This window comes from Vibrio wakamikoensis (assembly GCF_050337275.1).
GTDB classification, from domain to species: Bacteria; Pseudomonadota; Gammaproteobacteria; order Enterobacterales; family Vibrionaceae; genus Vibrio; species Vibrio chaetopteri.
Genome location: NZ_JAKJST010000028.1, coordinates 82,365 through 99,367, shown reverse-complemented (window position 1 = coordinate 99,367; position 17,003 = coordinate 82,365). Strand labels below are relative to the sequence as shown.

Here is a 17,003-nt window from a genome sequence, read left to right as displayed (position 1 = left end):
TAAATTTGATTAGCGCAACTTCTTAATGCGCTCTGTTTGACTGATCACGTCCGTTAAACGAATACCAAACTTATCGTTTACCACAACCACTTCGCCGTGGGCAATCAAGGTGCCGTTGACCATTACATCGAGCGACTCACCTGCAATACGGTCAAGTTCAACCACCGAACCTTGGTTGAGTTGTAGCAGGTTACGAATACTGATCTGCGAGCGCCCTACTTCCATCGAAATAGTGACAGGAATGTCCATAATGGTGTCGAGCTTACGACGCTCATCATCAGTAATTGGTGCAGGTGAATCTTCTAGCTCATCCAGTGGCGCCGCCAGAACTTCATCCACATTTACGTCGGGCGCCATTGGATCTTCACCCAGTGCCGCTGCCCACTCGTCCGCTAATTTTTGGTCATCACTGATTGTCATTGGTTATCTCTACTTCTGTTATTCTGTTGCACCGCGCGCCTGCGCAGTTTGATTATTCTTGGTCTAAGCCTTCGACGTGCTCAAGCTCTGCCATGATGTCTTTACCAAGGAAAGCCAAATCGGTTTTCACTACATCTGGTCGGCGAATTTTCTCCGACACTTGCACTGCGACTTTCTCGCCAGTGCGCCCCATCTTCACTCGGTAGGTTGGCAAATCTTCGACAAACATAGTGGCGTTCTCAGGCATCTCGATTGGGATAATATCGCCCGCTTGCAGCTCCATAAGATCGCGCAGCGACACATCTTTCTCTAATAAGTTGACGCGAAAGTTAACCGGAACATCCATGATTTCTTCACGCAGCGCGCTGCTCCAGCGTACATCGGTTTCCATCTTGTCGGATTGGACACCCGCATCGAGCAGTTCACGAATGGGCTCCACCATGGAATAAGGCATGACAACGTGGAAGTCACCGCCACCACCATCGACTTCAATGTGGAAAGAACTCACCACAATAACCTCGGTCGGACTGACGATGTTCGCCATACTCGGGTTAACTTCTGAGTCTAAGTACTCAAACTCGACGCCCATCACCGGCGACCACGCTTCTTTGTAGTCCTCGAACACCGTTTTCATTAACAGCTGAATGATACGGCGCTCGGTTGGCGTAAACTCACGGCCTTCAATCTTGGCGTGGAAACGGCCGTCTCCACCGAAAAAGTTCTCAACTAAGATAAATACCAAGCGTGCTTCCATCGTGATCAGTGCCGTACCTTTTAGTGGACGGAATCTCACCATGTTCAAGCTAGTCGGAACGTACAGCGTGTTTTGGTACTCACCAAATTTCATCATCTGAACGCCGTTAATCGACACTTCAGCTGTTTTACGCAGCATGTTGAATAAACTGATGCGCATGTGGCGCGCAAAGCGCTCGTTAATCAGCTCAAGCGTTGGCATGCGTCCACGGACGATGCGGTCTTGCGATGAAAAGTCGAAATGGACGACATCCGCCGGGTCTTGATCCAGCTCGTCCTCTACCTCATCGACGTCATCCACACCATGCAGTAGCGCATCAATCTCATCTTGGCTTAATAAATCGGTCACAATGCACCTATTGGATTACAAAATCGGTAAATAACACACGCTCAACCACTGGCGAACCTACTACTTGGCTGAGGCTTGCTTGAACATCAGTGGTCGCCTGATCACGAAGCTCGACACGACCTGTCGAACTGCGCAGTTGCTCTACCGTCGTAGAGGCAAACGTTGAAAGCAGAGTGCTTTCAATTAATGGTGAATGGTAACGCGCTTGACTCTCGTTATCTAAGCCACGCACCATAAGCTGAACTTTGATCTGCACCATACGATCGCGCTGCTTGCCAGATGCATTAAACAAAAATGGCTGGGCGAGATTGACATAAGAAATCGGGTCAACAGGTACCGCAGCACCTCCAGAAGCACTTTTGGTAGGCGATGATACGCTCACTGTGTCATCTGAGCTCAAAATCCAGTATGCGCCACCACCGACACCAAGTAGTACCACGACAGCGGCAACAATAATAATCAGCATCTTTTTGCTGCTGTTTTTTGCGGGTTGTAAACTTTCTTCAGCCATAACTCTTCAACTACTGCGTTACTTTGTTTTAGACATAGTCACTTCTACTTTATGCATCGTAATTTTTACCTTATGCACAGTAATTTTTGCCTTATGCACCGTAATTTTTACCTTATGCATAGTAACTTATGCCATCTTTATTCTGTTTTACTGCGACTTCAACGCTCGTGCCATTTTCAACACTGTCTACGTCACCGCTGCCATTTGATGCGCTATTCCCAGAGCCGCCCGTACCAGACCCGCTTGACGCATGGCGCTGCTGCTGACCTTGCTGCTGTACGGACGTGTCCGCCAACTGAATGCCTTGCTGTGACAACATTTCACGCAGCCTTGGCATCGCCTGGTCAACCATATCGCGAGTCTGCTGGTTTTGAACGGTAAAGTGCACCGTTGCCGAATCGTTGTTAAGGCTCATGCGAATTTGCATGCGTCCTAACTCAGGTGGATCAAGACGAATATCGACGTGCTTTAAGTTCTTCGACATCATCATTTGTACACGCTCAGCAACTTGATCACTGGCATTTTCTTTTGTCAGTACCATTGGTGATTGAACCGCAGAGGCGGCGGGCGTCTGCTGCTCAGCACGCAATTGCTGGGTCGCCGTTAATGCACCTGTTGCTTGTAGCGCGGTGTCATTACCCAAGCCAGCCGGAATTTGAGTTTTATTAGCGCCTTTAATTCCATTGATATTCGCCCCAGCCACTTGCGTGCCTATCGGCGAACCTGTTTTGGTTGCATCGGTACCACCAAGCTCTTTACCCCCCGCCATCATCGCTGCTGCAGCGGCCATTTCACCAGCGGATTGGCTGACGGCTTGAGCGCCTTGAACTGGCACTTGGGTTGAGTTGGCTTGCGCCTGAGCTTGATGAGCGGTGCCAGCAGAAGGAGCGCCTGCCTGGGACGTTGCTGCAGACGGCATTTTATCCGCTATAAAAGCGGTACCTGCAAGTGCTGCTTTCGCTTCTGATTTGGCGGCAAGTTCTGCGTCGGATTTACTCCAAGCAATGTTTGCTTGCGGCTTGCCCTCGCCTTCAGCTGCGAGCGAAGTCTTAGCCTCAGAGACTTGCGTCAATTTACCGTCAGAAACGTGGGCACCCGCCGCTGATGCCGCGAGTACTGTATTCGAACCTTGAACCTGTTTACTGGCTAGCTCTGTCTTATCGCCAGTTAGCGAAGAGGCTATTTGTTCCGCTGTCTGCGAAGAAGGCTGCGCTTGCTCGGCGACAACAACGCCTACTGCTACTGCGCCTGCAACTTTCTCAGTTTCACCATCAACGGGGTTTTTTAGGGCTTTATTGGATTCGTCTAGACGCGAAAGCAGTTCTGCATTTTCAGACATGGCTTGCTCGGCATCTGCGCCAGTTTTCGTCGCATTGTTGCCAGGCTGGTCTGATGAAGTCTTGTTTTCTGATGAAGTCTTGGCTGCGGCTAAATCCGCGGACTCTTCAGCGTTAATTTGAGTAGCACCTGCCAGCGCTGTCTCATCTGTCATTTTTTTGACAGGCGAGTCTGAGTCTTCACCCTTCGCAGCACTCTCAACCTTCTCCGTCTTTGCCGCTTTTACATCAGATACCTCTTCATCAGAGGAGTCTTCTTTACTGGATTTCGTCTGCGTTGCCGCATCTTCCAGCATAGCATCTGTTGACTGAGAGCTGGTCTTTGATTTGGCTACACTGCCCTCAACCTTTTGATCAGCTTCAGACTTTTCTGGAGATAGTGCGCCTTTTAACTTATCCCAAAATCCCGGGCTTTCGGCCGCATCACTCTCAGAGACTGAAGTTTTTCCTTCACTCTTTGGTAGCACGCTACTCGATACGCTGTTATTTGAAATCGACAGACTCATTCCATTTACGCCCGTTATTTAAAAAGGTTGCTGACTCGGCGGAAACTTGCCGCCCATATTCTCTAGGCAGTTCGATGCAATTTTTATACCGAGTATCATGCCTAATTGTGTCAGAAAGTGGAGACCAGAAAGTCTAGGTAGGGAAGTTAACGTGCCTGGCGACGACGGGCGAACAACAAATTGGAGAATTCATCCATTTGCTTTTGATCTCGCTTCGCTTCGAGCTGGGCTTTCTCTTTGGCTTTTTTCTCAATCAACCACTCGTAAGACTGGCGCTGTTTGCGGGTGTTGTGCCAATACTCTTCACAGTCATCCACTTGCTGCTTAAAATGCCCTTCGGCTGACTTTTGCTTAGTAAGTGTTTCATCTAACTGAGTGAGGAAGCGATTGAGGTGTCCATATTGGCTGGCCGTTAATCCCTCTTGTCCGCGAGCGACCAACTGGTTGCAATAGTCGAGTCGATACTGCTCGATTTGTTGAACTTGCTGATAGTATCCTTCAAGCTCAGTGCGAGCTTTGTTTAATGCCAGCACGGCTTGTTGTTCGTTATCTTTCGCTTGCTCAAGCAAAAACTCTAGGGCGTTTTCCATACAATTACGACTCTACGGACAGAAGCTGTTTCAACATGCCAAGGCACATATCGTAAGGCACGCTTTCTCGCATACTTTGTTGTAAGTATTGGTCGAGTTTTGGCTTCAAGGTAAACGCGCTGTCGATAGCCGGATCGGTTCCCGGCTTATAGGCACCAATCGATACCAAATCTTGATTTTTACGGCAAACGGACAGAATTTGTCGCACGGCTTTGGACATCAGGACATGCTGATCATCGGTAATTTGTGGCATGACACGACTCACCGACCTTTCGACATCAATGGCTGGGTAGTGACCGGCATCCGCCATCTCACGCGATAGCACAATATGGCCGTCTAGAATGGCTCGCGAAGCATCGGCAATCGGATCTTGTAGGTCATCCCCTTCCGTCAGTACCGTGAAAAATGCCGTAATCGAGCCCTGATTGACGTCACCATTACCAGCACGCTCGACCAAGGCGGGCAGTTTAGCGAACACCGATGGTGGATAGCCTTTAGTCGCTGGCGGCTCACCAACAGAGAGGGCAATTTCACGCTGCGCTTGGGCAAAACGGGTTAGCGAGTCCATGAGCAGCAATACATCTAAACCTTGATCGCGAAAATACTCTGCAATGGTCAAAGCCGTTTGACAGCCTTTCAGGCGCATCAGCGGTGAAGCATCAGCAGGAGCGGCAACCACCACTGAACGCTGACGCCCCTCAGTGCCTAAAATTTCTTCGATGAATTCTTTTACTTCGCGACCACGTTCACCAATGAGACCCACCACAACCACCTGTGCAGTCGTGCCGCGAGTCATCATGCCAAGCGTCACCGACTTACCCACGCCAGAGCCGGCAAATAGACCAATACGCTGACCTTTACCTACGGTTAAAAGACCATTGATGGCTTTAAGACCAACATCCAAAGGTTCAGTGATTGGCTTTCGAGCCAATGGGTTGATAGGCTCAGCATTGAATGAGGCGCGCTTTTCGGTGTAGATGTCGCCAAGGCCATCGAGCGGATTACCCACGCCATCAATCACGCGGCCGAGAAGCTCCATTCCAACAGGCAAACCCGTTTCCGACGCCATTGGGGTCACTTTTGCCCCTGGCAATACGCCCGTGATTTGCTCACTTGGCATGAGATAGAGATGTTCGCCAGAAAAGCCAACTACTTCAGCATCCATATCACCATGCATGGTTTCCACTTTACACAGGCTGCCGATAGGTGCTTTACAACCGATCGCTTCGAGCGTTAAGCCCACCACACGAACCAGTTTGCCTGACGCGGTTGCTCGAGATTTATGGCCTTCGACCTTATAGTTAGCCAGTCGCTGAGCCAGCGGCTGCATTACTCGCCCCCTTGGTGGCGATTGGCACCGCAAAAGCTTTGCAGAACGTTTTTAACGCGATCTTCCAGTTTGTAACTCACGCTAGAATCACCCGCTTCAATGTAAACATCACCGCGATTGAGCGACGGCTCAACGACCAATGTCCAATTGCGAATATTTAGCTCATCATCGCCATAAGCGGCACGCACGATATCAACATCAATTGGGTTGAGTTTTAAGGTGATCGCATGACCTAAGATAGGCAGAGCTTCCACAGACTGTTTGATGGTATCGAGGATGATCTGTGGGTTGGTTTGAACTTCGACATGAACCACTTCTTTGGTCAGTGCCAGCACCATGTCCACCAACTGCTTTTCAACTTGGTTGTTCATTAGCTCAAGCGGGTTAGCGAATTGATTGGCTAACTCCATGAAGGTGTCGACTTGCTGTTTGATATACTCTTCACCAGCCGCCACGCCTTCCGCTTTACCCAGTTCTAAACCCTCACCATGACCGGCAGCGAGGCCTTCCTCTTTGCCTTTGTCATAACCTTGCTTAAAGCCTGCTTCTTGGCCTTGGAAAAGACCATCTTGGTAGGCGCCTTGTTTGATTTGCTCGATTTGTTCCTCGGTGAGCATCAATGGCTCTTCTTCCTGAGCGACCTCTTCACGGGGTGTCCAGCTCGGGTCGTAATTGAGCGCCGTTTCTCTTGCTTCTTGAGTCACTCGAGAGGTGTAATCAGGCAAGCCCCATGAGTGAGCTTGCTCTACAGTGTTATCTTCAGATGGGCGTAAAAAGCCGCGTTTTCGATCACCAGACATCGGCAAACCTTCCTTTAACTGGGATTACAAGAACTCGTCTGCGCCACCGGACAGCATAAGCTCTCCGTTGTCGGCCATACGCCTTGCAATAGTCAACACTTCTTTTTGCGCTGATTCCACATCCGCGACACGCACTGGCGGCATCGCTTCGATGTCTTCACGCATCATATCAGCAGCACGTTTCGACATGTTGTTGAAGATCTTCTCTTTCAGGCCTTCATCGGCACCTTTCAGTGCACGTTGCAACACGTCTTGTGGAACGTCCCTAAGCAGCTTCTGAATACCTTGATCGTCGACTTCGATAAGGTTTTCGAACACAAACATAAGATCTTGAATCTGGGTCGCCATGTCTTCGTCTTGGTCGCGAATTTGATCCATGAGGATACCTTCGACGTTGTTGTCTAGGTAGTTCATGATCTCGGCCGCCGCCTTCAGGCCACCAATCTTGGCCGCTTGAGCACCAGCTTGACCGGCGAACTGTTTCTCCATGATTTCGTTTAGCTCTGCCAATGCAGACGGCTGAACTTCTTCGAGGTTGGCAATACGCATCATCAAATCAAGGCGAACACGCTCTGGGAACTGTGACAAGATTTCAGCTGATTGGTCCGCTTCTAAATAAGAAAGCACAATGGTTTGGATCTGTGGGTGTTCGTTGTGAATGATGCTCGCCACTTGGCGTGGATCCATCCATTTCAATGAATCGAGACCTTTTGAACCGGTACCGAGCAAGATTTGGTCGACCAGGTTGTTGGCTTTGTCTTCACCGAGTGCAGCAACCAATGCATTACGCATGAAGTCTTCACTGCCCATACCGATGTTGGTGTATTTCTGAATGTCTTCCAGAAATGCGCGGTGTACAACGCCGACTTTATCCTGGCTCAGGTCAGTTGCCTTCGCCATTGCGCTACCAACACGTTGAACCTGCTTAGGCTCAAGGTGGCGAATAATACTCGCCGCGTCAGATTCATTCAGACTCAGCAGCAAAATAGCCGCTTTTTCATCGCCACCAATCGAGGAAATATCAACGCTAGATTCCACTATTTGGCCACCATTGGCCGCTACAATATCGTTTGCCATTAGTTCTCAGCCATCCAGTTTTTCACTACTTGCGCAGCCAGTTCAGGTTCGTTGGCCACCAGTGCACGCACCGCTTTCAACACGTCTTCATCTTTATGTAGGTTCGGCAAATCAATGCCGGAGCTAAATTCAAACAGTTCACTACCGTCGATATCGGTGCCAATCAAGCTAGTTTCTCCATCCGCACCAAGCGGTAGACCATCAGGGCCGTATAACTGCTCGTCTTCTTCTGCAGCGGCAGGGTTAAGTAGTTTCTTCATCGCAGGACGGATGAGCACCATCACGACAACCACGATAACGAGTGCACTTGCGAACCAGCGGATCCAATCATTGAAGTTTGGATGTTCCCAAATTGGCACATCTGGTAGAAGCTCAGCCGCTGGCTCTTCGAAGGTCATACTAAGAACATTCAATAAGTCACCACGATTTTCACTAAAGCCCACCGCACCCACGAGAATTTGACGCAGTGCTGCTAGCTCACTTTCAGAGCGCGGCTCGTAGGTCACTTCACCGGTATCGGGATTGACTTTCGCGCGGTTTTTGATGGCAACCGCAACGGTTTGGCGGTTAACCACACCTGTTTGTTTACGCTCATGGCTAATAGTGGTATCGAGTTCAAAGTTGCGCGTAGCTTCTTTATGTACTGAGCCTTGCCCCATCACAGAGCCATCTTTCATCTGCGCCACATCCGTCGGAATCGACGCATCGGCGGGCGGTTGATTACTCAGCGCACCGGGCACACCGGCAACCACATTGCCGTTGTTGTAATCTTCTAGCGTGTATTCGCTTCGTGTAGCTGGAGTATTAGGATCGAAACGCTTGCGCGTTTGCTCTACAGCACTAAAGTCGAGTTCGATATCTACTTGAGCGGTGTAGTTGCCCAATCCCAAGATTGGGATAAGGACTGAATCAATTTTCTCACGCAATGCTTGTTCTTGGTTACGCTCAAGCTCTTGCTCTTTGCGTCTTGCCATTGACGTCGCATCTTGAGAGCCTGAGTTAAGAAGACGGCCGTGCTGATCAGTAACGGTAATGCGTGATGGCTTCATACCAGGTACAGCGCTCGCTACCATATCGACCACAGAGTCGACTTCTTGCTGTTTGAGAGACGCCCCCATCGCCAGTGTCAAAAATACCGAAGCAGACGCTTCTTGGTTATGACGAACAAACACGCTTTGTTTTGGCAGTGCGAGCAGTATGCGAGCGGTGCGCACTTGCTTCATTTGTTCGATGGCTTTGGCAAGCTGCCTTTCACGGCTGAGTTTGAGGCGCTCTTGCTCAAGACGCTGAGACACACCAAACCCCATATCTTGCATCAAGATATCGTCACCAGCGTTCGACGAGCGGTTAAGTCCGGCACGCACCATATCGAGTTTGAGGCTGTTGTATTCGCTTGCAGGTACGCTCAAAGAGTTGCCACTAAGCTTATAGGCAACTTTTTTCTGATCTAGGTAATCGAGAACCGGGATCAATTCTTCGGTTTCGTAAACCCCAAGTGGGCGCATTTCGGGCTCTTTGACCCAGAAAAATAGCATCACAATCAAAGCGACACAGATTGAGATAGACAGCACCAGTACAATTTGTCGTAGCAGATCGAGATCGCCGACGGCCAAATCAAACTTGGAGCTGCTTTTTTCATTAATGTCAGGATTTTGACTATCGCTTGCGATGTCTGTGCTGGAGACCATTGCGGTATCCGCACCACTGTCCATGACTGCGACGTCGGTCGACTGGTTATCTTGAGCCACTTATTATTACCTAGATTACACGGGCATATTCATGAGTTCTTTATAGGCTTCGACGAGCTTATTTCTCACTTGGATGGTTGCTTCGAAAGCGACACTCGACTTGTTACGAGCAATCATGACGTCTGACAATGAGACATCTGCGTCACCACGGTCAAAACGAGTTTGTAGATCACCAGAGGTTTTTTGAAGGCCATTTACGTTATTCACTGCTTGGGACAACATGTCGCCAAAGTTGGCACCCACTTGATGGGCGGTCGCTGTCGGCTTTGCGTTTGAGGCTTCAAACATCATCGCCTGCATTTCATGGTGTAGTCCGTCAACTTTCATGCTGTACCATCTTCTGTCAATAAGTTGACAGTTTCCTTTCTAAAATCTGATTTTTCTGGTTGATTGAAATAAAACAGCAAAAATTATGCCACGCTTGCCCCGATGCTGACCAGCACCGAGGTCAAATAAATTGTGACGTTTAGCTAGGGATCTCAATTCCCGCATCACGCATTTTAGCGAGCTTGTAGCGTAAAGTGCGTGGGCTGATGCCCAGCTTCTCTGACATCTCTTTGCGACGGCCTTCACACTCTTTTAATGTGTCTAAGATAATCGCAAACTCTTGGTCACGAAGCTCGCCGCCAAGTCCTTCACCACTCGCCACCGGACGAGCCAGTTCAGACTCGACTTCGGCTACCGGAGCAACCATTGGAGTAGCTATGGATACTGGGTCGGATACTGCTATTTGTAGGCTCGATGCATCTTGCCAATCCACGCCTTCAAGCAAAATATGCTCAGCCGCAACTTGGCTTTGATCACAAAGAATCAGAGCGCGCTGCACCACGTTGTCGAGCTCACGTACGTTGCCGGGCCAAGGGTAGCTTTGCAGTTTCGCCAAAGCTTGTTCAGTAAACTCTGGCACCGGCATTCCTAATTTCTTACAGTGACGCTCCGTTAAGTGGCGTGCGAGAGGCGTGATGTCACCCGTACGCTCGCGCAGCGCAGGCCACGCAATTGGGAACACGTTTAGACGGTAATACAAGTCTTCACGGAAGTTGCCTTCTTGAACGTACTGTTTAAGGTCACGGTTACTGGTTGCTAGAACACGAACATCAAGAGCGATACTTTTACGGCTTCCAAGACGCTCTACTTCGCGCTCTTGCAGAACACGCAGCAGTTTTGCTTGCAGATTAAGATCCATTTCACTGATTTCATCAAGCAAAATCGTGCCGCCCTGCGCCTGTTCAAACTTGCCCGGACAAGCTTGGATAGCACCGGTAAAGGCACCTTTTTCGTAACCAAACAGCGTTGCTTCTAGCATGTTGTCTGGGATGGCTGCACAGTTAATCGCAACAAAGGGACCGTCAGCACGCAGTGACTTGTTGTGAATGTAACGAGACATCACTTCTTTACCTGAGCCGCTTGGACCCAGCACCATCACGCTGGCATCGGTTTTGGCCACTTTTTCCGCGAGTGTCAACAACTGAATACTTTTCGCATCTGCTACCACTGCGTCGCCATTGTCGTCCGACTTAACGGGTGCGTAACGACTAACCATATTGAGCAAAACTTCAGGGGCAAATGGCTTCGCCATGTAGTCGATAGCACCTTCTTTCATTGCTGCCACCGCATCTTCAATGTTGGCGTATGCCGTCATTAGAAGAACAGGCAGATTCGGCCAGTGCTGCTTGATATTGCGAAGCAGCGCCAAACCACCCATGCCAGCCATCTGAACGTCAGAAACCACTATGTCTACAGGTTGCGCTTTTAGTTTCACTAACGCATCTTCCGCGCAATCCGCTTCAACCCATTCATAGCCAGCAAGCGCCAGCGTATCGACTAATGCTTCGCGAAGACCTTCATCATCTTCAACGATCAATACTTTGCTCTGAGCCATCAGTTATGTCCTTCGTCCGTTACTTCTTGATCCGACGGTGTTTTTGCCAGTGGCAAGCACATGGTAAAACAAGCACCATCATCCTCTTCTGATATTAATTCCAATCGTCCCTCGTGGGCACGACACACCATTTGCACCACAGCAAGTCCAAGACCCGTACCTTGAGAGCGTGTGGTGAAAAATGGTTCCATGATTTTTTGTTGTAGCTCTTTCGGTACGCCAGGACCGCTATCTTGTACCGAGATTTTTAACTCGTTATTTACCGGTCTAAAGAAAACATCGACCTGAGAACCCTTGCCTGCAATTTGCACCGCGTTAAGCACTAGATTACTCAGTGCTGACGCTAGCGCGTTCACGTTGCCTAACAGCGGTGTCTGTTCTTGTTCGACCTCCAAGCAGTAATCGATTTGATTGCTTTTAAGCGTTGTCTCGACCATAGGCTGATATTCGGCAACCAAATCACCAATAGTAAATGGCTTAATCACCTTGTTATCGCCGCCTTTAGCGAACAGTAGCATGTCGTTAACCTGCTTTTCGAGATCATGCAGTCTATCGACCAGTTTGACTTGAAAACGCTCGCGCGTCGCTTGTGGAAGGTTCGGCGCGGCTAAGTTTGATGCATATAGCATCGCACTCGATAGCGGCGTGCGAACCTGGTGTGCCAATGAAGCCACCATGCGCCCCAATGACGACAGTCGCTGCAAATCACTGACCCGTGATTGCAATAAACGGGTTTCCGTCAAATCGGTAATCAGGATCAATTGCCCAGTCGATGACGCTGAAATAGCCAAACGTACTTTGCGGCCATTACGCAAAGATACCTCATGCCCGTCATCTTCTTTTGGGTCGAATACTACTTGAATAAGATGAAACCACTTCTGACCCACTAGCGGGATCTCGAGAATGCGGTGTGCTTCTGGATTCGCTTCACGCACTACCCCTTGGCTATCGAGCAAAATCACACCAGCGGGCATCGCTTCAATGACTTGCTGATAACGCTCAACTTGTGACTCAAGCGAATCTAAGTGCGAGCTGGATTCAGGTTCAGACTGCGAGGTTTCGTTGACCATCTGATTCATGTACGAGGCTTTCCTTCCATTAATACTGCTCGTAGAAATACGTAAGCCCATAAAAGACTATAGCCCGACCATGCAAAAGGCATGCCGAGCTATATTCATTGTTTTTCAGACACTTAGCCGCGTCAATTATTTGTCGTCAATTTTCAAGCGTGAGCTGCGTCAAATTTACTCTATCTGTGGTGAAGAGAAAGCGATGAACACCTAGCGATGAATAGCGTATTTACGCATTTTCTCGACTAGGGTGGTACGGCGCATACCCAGCATGTCAGCCGCTCGAGCAACGATGCCATCTTGCGCATCCAGCGCTTGGTTAATCATATTAACTTCAAGATCTGCCAGCATCTCTTTCAGGTTCACTCCTTCTGGAGGCAGTGACTGAGGCGCATGTTGTGAGTCAAACTCAGGTTCATCATCAAAAGAGAAGTCATCTGAGAAGATACTATCCAGTGCGTCTCGCTCCTGCTCTTCGATGGTCTTGAGTGTATTCATCTCTGGTTGGAATTCCGGGATGTCACTGTAGCGATACTTCACCGGAAGATGGTTTACATCAACTAGGCTGTTTGGATACAGGATCACCATACGCTCTACTAGGTTAGCGAGTTCACGAACATTGCCGGGCCAGTCGTGCTCCATCAATGAGTTAATTGAGCGCGGTGCAAAGCAGATTGGTTGACCACCTTCCGCTTCCATGCGTGCTAGAAGCTCTTGAAGTAGCAGTGGAATATCGTCTTTGCGCTCACGAAGTGATGGCATCTCAATTGGGAACACATTTAGGCGATAGTAGAGATCTTCTCGGAACTGAGCCTCTTGAATCATGGTTTCAAGATCGCGGTGCGTCGCCGCTACAATGCGAACATTAGCCTTGATCACTGATGTACCGCCAACACGTTCAAATACTCGCTCTTGAAGTACACGCAGAAGCTTCACTTGCATTGGCATTGGCATATCGCCAATTTCATCGAGAAATAGAGTGCCGCCTTCAGCGAGCTCAAAGCGCCCTTTACGTGCAGTGATTGCACCGGTAAACGCCCCTTTCTCGTGGCCAAACAGTTCACTCTCCAGCAGATCTGGTGGGATTGCACCACAGTTGACCGGTACAAACGGGCCTTTGCGACGGCTGGAATGATAGTGAATATTGCGCGCCACCACTTCTTTACCAGTACCCGATTCACCTAAAATAAGAACATTCGCTTCTGAACCAGAGACCTGCTCAATTAGATGGCGAACCTCTTGGATACCAGAGCTTTGGCCAACTAGGCTGCGAAACAGGGTATTCTTGCGCGTCGCGGATGGGACTTGTACGCCTTTACGCCCCAAAAACTCGCGGCAATGACGCAAAGCATCGCTGAGCTGCGGGTAATTGAGCGGGAATTCAAGTTCACCAACAAAACTGGTCAGTGATTCAACAGCGCCCGTAAACTCACTAGTGACAAGGAGTGGGATGTGATTTGACACAGCAAGCTGAGCCAGCAAAGCGTTTGAGAGCGTCGCGCTTTGCAGTGCACCGACGATGCACCCAGACCAGGTCTGAGTCCAATCAATTTGATTGATGTCGCTCGATGAAATTGCAACGCAGTGCTCACCTACAAACTCAAGGATAGTCTGAAGGTTATTGCGCACTTGCGAGTCGTCAGCAATAACAAGAAGTTTAGCTAAGTCTTGCATGTGTCAGGAATAATGCCTTGGTAAGTCAACCTATTCATCTGCACACAGCCGCAAGATTCGTGCGACAAATGCGCTTTATAAACGCCATAAGAGTTTTATAAAACAGATGCTTAGGTACAAAAAAAGCGCCATTAGGCTAAGAATGGCGTCTATTCTATTGGCATTAATATAAGAAGGCAACTGACACACAGCCAGTTTAAGAGGTTTATTCCGCTTAAATACCTACTTCTTGAGCAGTTAGGTTATGATAGTTAGCTGGGATTTGATCCCACGCGGATTTGATTTCACGGATGATCTCAATTACGTCATCAATTGGCTGCGGGTTGTTTTCATGATTTGCCTCGGTAATCTGACCGATCATGAATTCGTACAATTGATCTAAGTTTTTAGCGATATCGCCACCATCGTCCATAGAAAGGCAGCTACGCAGGGCAATGATGATGTCGAGAGCTTTACCAATACGCTCACCTTTTACAGGAATGTTGCCTTGCTCCATCGCTGCTTTTGCTTGGATTAGCCTTTCAATAGCACCACCCATAAGCATTTGGATAACTTTGTGCGGTGAGGCAGCCGTCAACTGACTGTCTACAGAAACTTTCTTGTATGCTTGCAATGAACCACGCATCACTATCCTCTCAAATAAATTTTTTGTACTGCTGTAAGGAACGTTTACCGTGTCGGTATTTTCTTAACGACTGTCCCAGTTGTTCCGTTTTTGATTCCATCAGCTGCGCAATATGGCGAGTCGATTCGACCACATGCTGCCACTGAGCACTTTGCTGCAGGTTCGGATTCCTTTTGCAGACATCAATAATGGTTTTGATTAACTGTTCTCTTTTATCGACCAACTGATGAATTTCTTCAGTCTCTGGGTCAATATTTTCTATCAGAGATAATAAACGGTGATCTAAATCACTTAACTCATTGAAAATAAGCATTTAATTAACTCCGTACGGATAAACATTATGATAAAGCATTCATCATGCCAGCAAGCTGCGCCTGCATTTTTCCGGTCGCATCTTGCATCGCGGCGAATTTGTCTTGGGTTCGCTTTTCAATGCCTTCCATGCGCCTGTCTAACGAGGCTTGGTCGTCATTGAGGCGATAGTTTTGCTCCGATAAACTCTTCTCTCGAGTACGGATAGAGCCGGTCATTCCCGTCATGCTATGAATGGCATCTTCGACCTTCTTGGCAAAACCGTTATTGCCACCAAAGAAATCACCTAAATTGCCAAAGTTATTGTTGAGCTGCTTATCAAGCAGTTGAGAGTTAATTTCAAGACGCCCTTCTCGTGTGGTCGTAATACCGAACTCAGTGAGGGATTGCAGATCTTTTGGTGCGCCTTCGACACTACTTGAAAATACGCTTTTTAGCCTGGAATCGGCGCTACGCACGATACTGTCACCCGCGAGTGGCCCTGCTCTTCCCGTGGTCGGGTCAACTTTGGATAAGTCCTGAGAGACTTGGAAGAACTGGTTGTAAGCATTGACGAACTGCTCGATGTCGGCACGCACACTATCTCTATCGTACTCTACGCCGATTTCGGCCGCTCGCTCTCCAGGTTTGGTGGTGCCTTTTAAGGTTAAGTCGACACCTTCAATCGCATCTTCAATCACATTGTTGTGGCTAGAGAGCTCAGCAACACCATCAAGAAGGACGACCGAATCTTGCGCAGATTGGACTTCAGACATCCCCATGTAAATTTGCATTGAACGTTGAGCTTCAGCGAGTTCTGACTGGATTACCTCGACTTTTTCTAACCGTTCGCGCTCTTCTGGCGACAGTTTTTCGCGCTCTAGTTTTTTGGCCTCTTCTTCCGTTATATCGCCATCGGCCACGGCCTTCGCGATCGCTGCTTTCTCAGCGGCAAGCTCCTCTTCGAGTTTGGCTTGCGCCTCTTCAGGGGTGACGTATGAGTCGGTTAAGGTACCAGAGGCAGTGTTCGACCAACCCGGTACTTGTTTCGATTTTTCAATCGCTTTTTCATCAAGCTCAGGTTCTGGAGCTTGATAGGAATCCATTAGGGTGCCAGACGCCGTTTCGGTCCAACCAGGAATGGTATCTTCAGGGCGGCCAGAATTTGCCTCCTGAGGGTTTTCGGGGTTAGCTTCGCCTTCTTGCGCTGCCTGCTCGGCACTTTGCGTGTCTTCAGCCGCTTTCCCATCAACGGTTTGACCAGCGGCGGTTTCTTCACCTGGCATTGACTCTTGAGCCTCACCCACAGCTTGCTCTTGTTCACCGTCTTGCGGCGGCAAGCCAAGTACACTTAACGCTTGTGCTTGCGCTTGTTCGAGATCGCGCACGCGCTGTTCTATGGTTTTGAACTCAAAACGGAACAGGTCATTGCCTGGCTCAGCTTCAACGCCAATCGTGAGCGCCTTCTCAGCACCAGATTGATCAGAGGCAACAATGAGCCTTGGTCCATTACGGTCTTTGATGATTGAGGCTCGAACGCCGGGGTTGTCACTGGCGCCATTGATGGCTCTCACCACATCAGTGAGTCTGGAATTTTTACGAAGGGATAAATCGAATTGCTCGTCGCCAAGGGAAATTTGCAGCTTACCCGGCCCAAATCGCGTGTCATCAGGGATGACATCTGAGGCAATTTTGTGGCTTTGTGCAAGCTGCAAGACATCGACAGCGTATTTGCCAGCGATCGCATCTGTGGTCGCTGTGGCTGTGACAATATTTTCTTCAGTGCTGTTTACACTTCGCAGTGCAAATGCTTTTTCCTGACGAAAATTTGCCATCAGGTTTTTCATCGTATCGAGTGATTCTCGGAGCCGTCCATAGGCACTGATACTGGTATCAATTTTTACGCGTTCAAAATCAATACGTTGCTGCTTTGGTATGCGCTCCGCATCGACGATTTTGCTCACCATGGAATTGATATCCATGCCAGATGACATCCCTATCGGGCCCATTATTCACCAAACTACTTCAAATCTATACCCA

The 17,003-nt window shown here is 49.0% G+C and carries 16 protein-coding genes; all 16 read right to left on the bottom strand.

All coding sequences use genetic code 11. The features are described from left to right. Positions 1-9: 9 nt before the first annotated feature. Positions 10-420 carry a flagellar motor switch protein FliN gene (fliN, locus tag L4C42_RS17195; RefSeq protein ID WP_429761412.1) on the bottom strand — a complete coding sequence of 137 codons (411 nt, stop codon included), beginning with the start codon at positions 418-420 and terminating at the stop codon, positions 10-12. 52 nt (positions 421-472) lie between these two features. After that, entirely contained in the window at positions 473-1,522 is a 1,050-nt protein-coding gene (gene fliM / locus L4C42_RS17190; protein ID WP_429761410.1) for a flagellar motor switch protein FliM, read from the bottom strand. 7 nt (positions 1,523-1,529) lie between these two features. Beyond that, positions 1,530-2,033: a flagellar basal body-associated protein FliL gene (gene fliL / locus L4C42_RS17185; RefSeq protein WP_429761408.1), complete on the bottom strand. Its 504-nt coding sequence runs from the start codon at positions 2,031-2,033 to the stop codon at positions 1,530-1,532. Between the two features lie 112 nt (positions 2,034-2,145). After that, positions 2,146-3,876: a flagellar hook-length control protein FliK gene (locus L4C42_RS17180; protein WP_429761406.1), complete on the bottom strand. Its 1,731-nt coding sequence runs from the start codon at positions 3,874-3,876 to the stop codon at positions 2,146-2,148. A gap of 146 nt (positions 3,877-4,022) precedes the next feature. Next, a complete protein-coding gene (gene fliJ, locus L4C42_RS17175; protein ID WP_112480503.1) occupies positions 4,023-4,466 on the bottom strand; it encodes a flagellar export protein FliJ in 444 nt (147 codons plus the stop codon). 4 nt (positions 4,467-4,470) lie between these two features. After that, a complete protein-coding gene (fliI, locus tag L4C42_RS17170; RefSeq protein ID WP_429761404.1) occupies positions 4,471-5,796 on the bottom strand; it encodes a flagellar protein export ATPase FliI in 1,326 nt (441 codons plus the stop codon). After that, on the bottom strand, positions 5,796-6,596 hold the full coding sequence (gene fliH / locus L4C42_RS17165; RefSeq protein ID WP_429761402.1) for a flagellar assembly protein FliH: 801 nt from the start codon (positions 6,594-6,596) through the stop codon (positions 5,796-5,798). Before fliH ends, fliI begins: the two co-directional genes overlap by 1 nt. Positions 6,597-6,620: 24 nt before the next feature. After that, the gene (fliG, locus tag L4C42_RS17160; RefSeq protein ID WP_429761400.1) at positions 6,621-7,673 is read right to left on the bottom strand and encodes a flagellar motor switch protein FliG; all 1,053 of its coding nucleotides are present in this window, start codon (positions 7,671-7,673) and stop codon (positions 6,621-6,623) included. Then, positions 7,673-9,421, bottom strand: coding sequence for a flagellar basal-body MS-ring/collar protein FliF (gene fliF, locus L4C42_RS17155; RefSeq protein WP_418642040.1), 1,749 nt, complete (start codon positions 9,419-9,421; stop codon positions 7,673-7,675). Before fliF ends, fliG begins: the two co-directional genes overlap by 1 nt. 15 nt (positions 9,422-9,436) lie before the next feature. Next, positions 9,437-9,748, bottom strand: coding sequence for a flagellar hook-basal body complex protein FliE (gene fliE / locus L4C42_RS17150; RefSeq protein ID WP_042497023.1), 312 nt, complete (start codon positions 9,746-9,748; stop codon positions 9,437-9,439). 139 nt (positions 9,749-9,887) lie between these two features. Continuing rightward, positions 9,888-11,303: a sigma-54-dependent transcriptional regulator gene (locus L4C42_RS17145; RefSeq protein ID WP_429761397.1), complete on the bottom strand. Its 1,416-nt coding sequence runs from the start codon at positions 11,301-11,303 to the stop codon at positions 9,888-9,890. Then, on the bottom strand, positions 11,303-12,373 hold the full coding sequence (locus L4C42_RS17140) for a sensor histidine kinase (protein WP_429761431.1): 1,071 nt from the start codon (positions 12,371-12,373) through the stop codon (positions 11,303-11,305). The genes L4C42_RS17145 and L4C42_RS17140 overlap by 1 nt, the downstream gene beginning before the upstream one ends. Before the next feature lie 210 nt (positions 12,374-12,583). Further along, on the bottom strand, positions 12,584-14,047 hold the full coding sequence (locus L4C42_RS17135) for a sigma-54 dependent transcriptional regulator (RefSeq protein ID WP_429761395.1): 1,464 nt from the start codon (positions 14,045-14,047) through the stop codon (positions 12,584-12,586). 214 nt (positions 14,048-14,261) lie between these two features. Continuing rightward, positions 14,262-14,672: a flagellar export chaperone FliS gene (gene fliS, locus L4C42_RS17130; RefSeq protein WP_112461804.1), complete on the bottom strand. Its 411-nt coding sequence runs from the start codon at positions 14,670-14,672 to the stop codon at positions 14,262-14,264. A 10-nt stretch (positions 14,673-14,682) separates the two neighbouring features. Then, positions 14,683-14,985 carry a flagellar protein FliT gene (locus L4C42_RS17125; protein WP_429761393.1) on the bottom strand — a complete coding sequence of 101 codons (303 nt, stop codon included), beginning with the start codon at positions 14,983-14,985 and terminating at the stop codon, positions 14,683-14,685. A 25-nt stretch (positions 14,986-15,010) separates the two neighbouring features. Further along, positions 15,011-16,972, bottom strand: a complete 1,962-nt coding sequence (gene fliD / locus L4C42_RS17120; protein WP_429761391.1) for a flagellar filament capping protein FliD — start codon at positions 16,970-16,972, stop codon at positions 15,011-15,013. Positions 16,973-17,003: the final 31 nt, after the last annotated feature.

What these genes read in the sequence shown, in the direction of transcription:
- L4C42_RS17140 (WP_429761431.1), bottom strand. Translation starts at nt 12,373, where the DNA reads ATGGTCAACGAAACCTCGCAGTCTGAACCTGAATCCAGCTCGCACTTA.
- fliS (WP_112461804.1), bottom strand. Translation starts at nt 14,672, where the DNA reads ATGCGTGGTTCATTGCAAGCATACAAGAAAGTTTCTGTAGACAGTCAG.
- fliI (WP_429761404.1), bottom strand. Translation starts at nt 5,796, where the DNA reads ATGCAGCCGCTGGCTCAGCGACTGGCTAACTATAAGGTCGAAGGCCAT.
- L4C42_RS17135 (WP_429761395.1), bottom strand. Translation starts at nt 14,047, where the DNA reads ATGCAAGACTTAGCTAAACTTCTTGTTATTGCTGACGACTCGCAAGTG.
- fliG (WP_429761400.1), bottom strand. Translation starts at nt 7,673, where the DNA reads ATGGCAAACGATATTGTAGCGGCCAATGGTGGCCAAATAGTGGAATCT.
- L4C42_RS17125 (WP_429761393.1), bottom strand. Translation starts at nt 14,985, where the DNA reads ATGCTTATTTTCAATGAGTTAAGTGATTTAGATCACCGTTTATTATCT.
- L4C42_RS17145 (WP_429761397.1), bottom strand. Translation starts at nt 11,303, where the DNA reads ATGGCTCAGAGCAAAGTATTGATCGTTGAAGATGATGAAGGTCTTCGC.
- fliD (WP_429761391.1), bottom strand. Translation starts at nt 16,972, where the DNA reads ATGGGCCCGATAGGGATGTCATCTGGCATGGATATCAATTCCATGGTG.
- fliL (WP_429761408.1), bottom strand. Translation starts at nt 2,033, where the DNA reads ATGGCTGAAGAAAGTTTACAACCCGCAAAAAACAGCAGCAAAAAGATG.
- fliJ (WP_112480503.1), bottom strand. Translation starts at nt 4,466, where the DNA reads ATGGAAAACGCCCTAGAGTTTTTGCTTGAGCAAGCGAAAGATAACGAA.
- fliH (WP_429761402.1), bottom strand. Translation starts at nt 6,596, where the DNA reads ATGTCTGGTGATCGAAAACGCGGCTTTTTACGCCCATCTGAAGATAAC.
- fliE (WP_042497023.1), bottom strand. Translation starts at nt 9,748, where the DNA reads ATGAAAGTTGACGGACTACACCATGAAATGCAGGCGATGATGTTTGAA.
- fliN (WP_429761412.1), bottom strand. Translation starts at nt 420, where the DNA reads ATGACAATCAGTGATGACCAAAAATTAGCGGACGAGTGGGCAGCGGCA.
- L4C42_RS17180 (WP_429761406.1), bottom strand. Translation starts at nt 3,876, where the DNA reads ATGAGTCTGTCGATTTCAAATAACAGCGTATCGAGTAGCGTGCTACCA.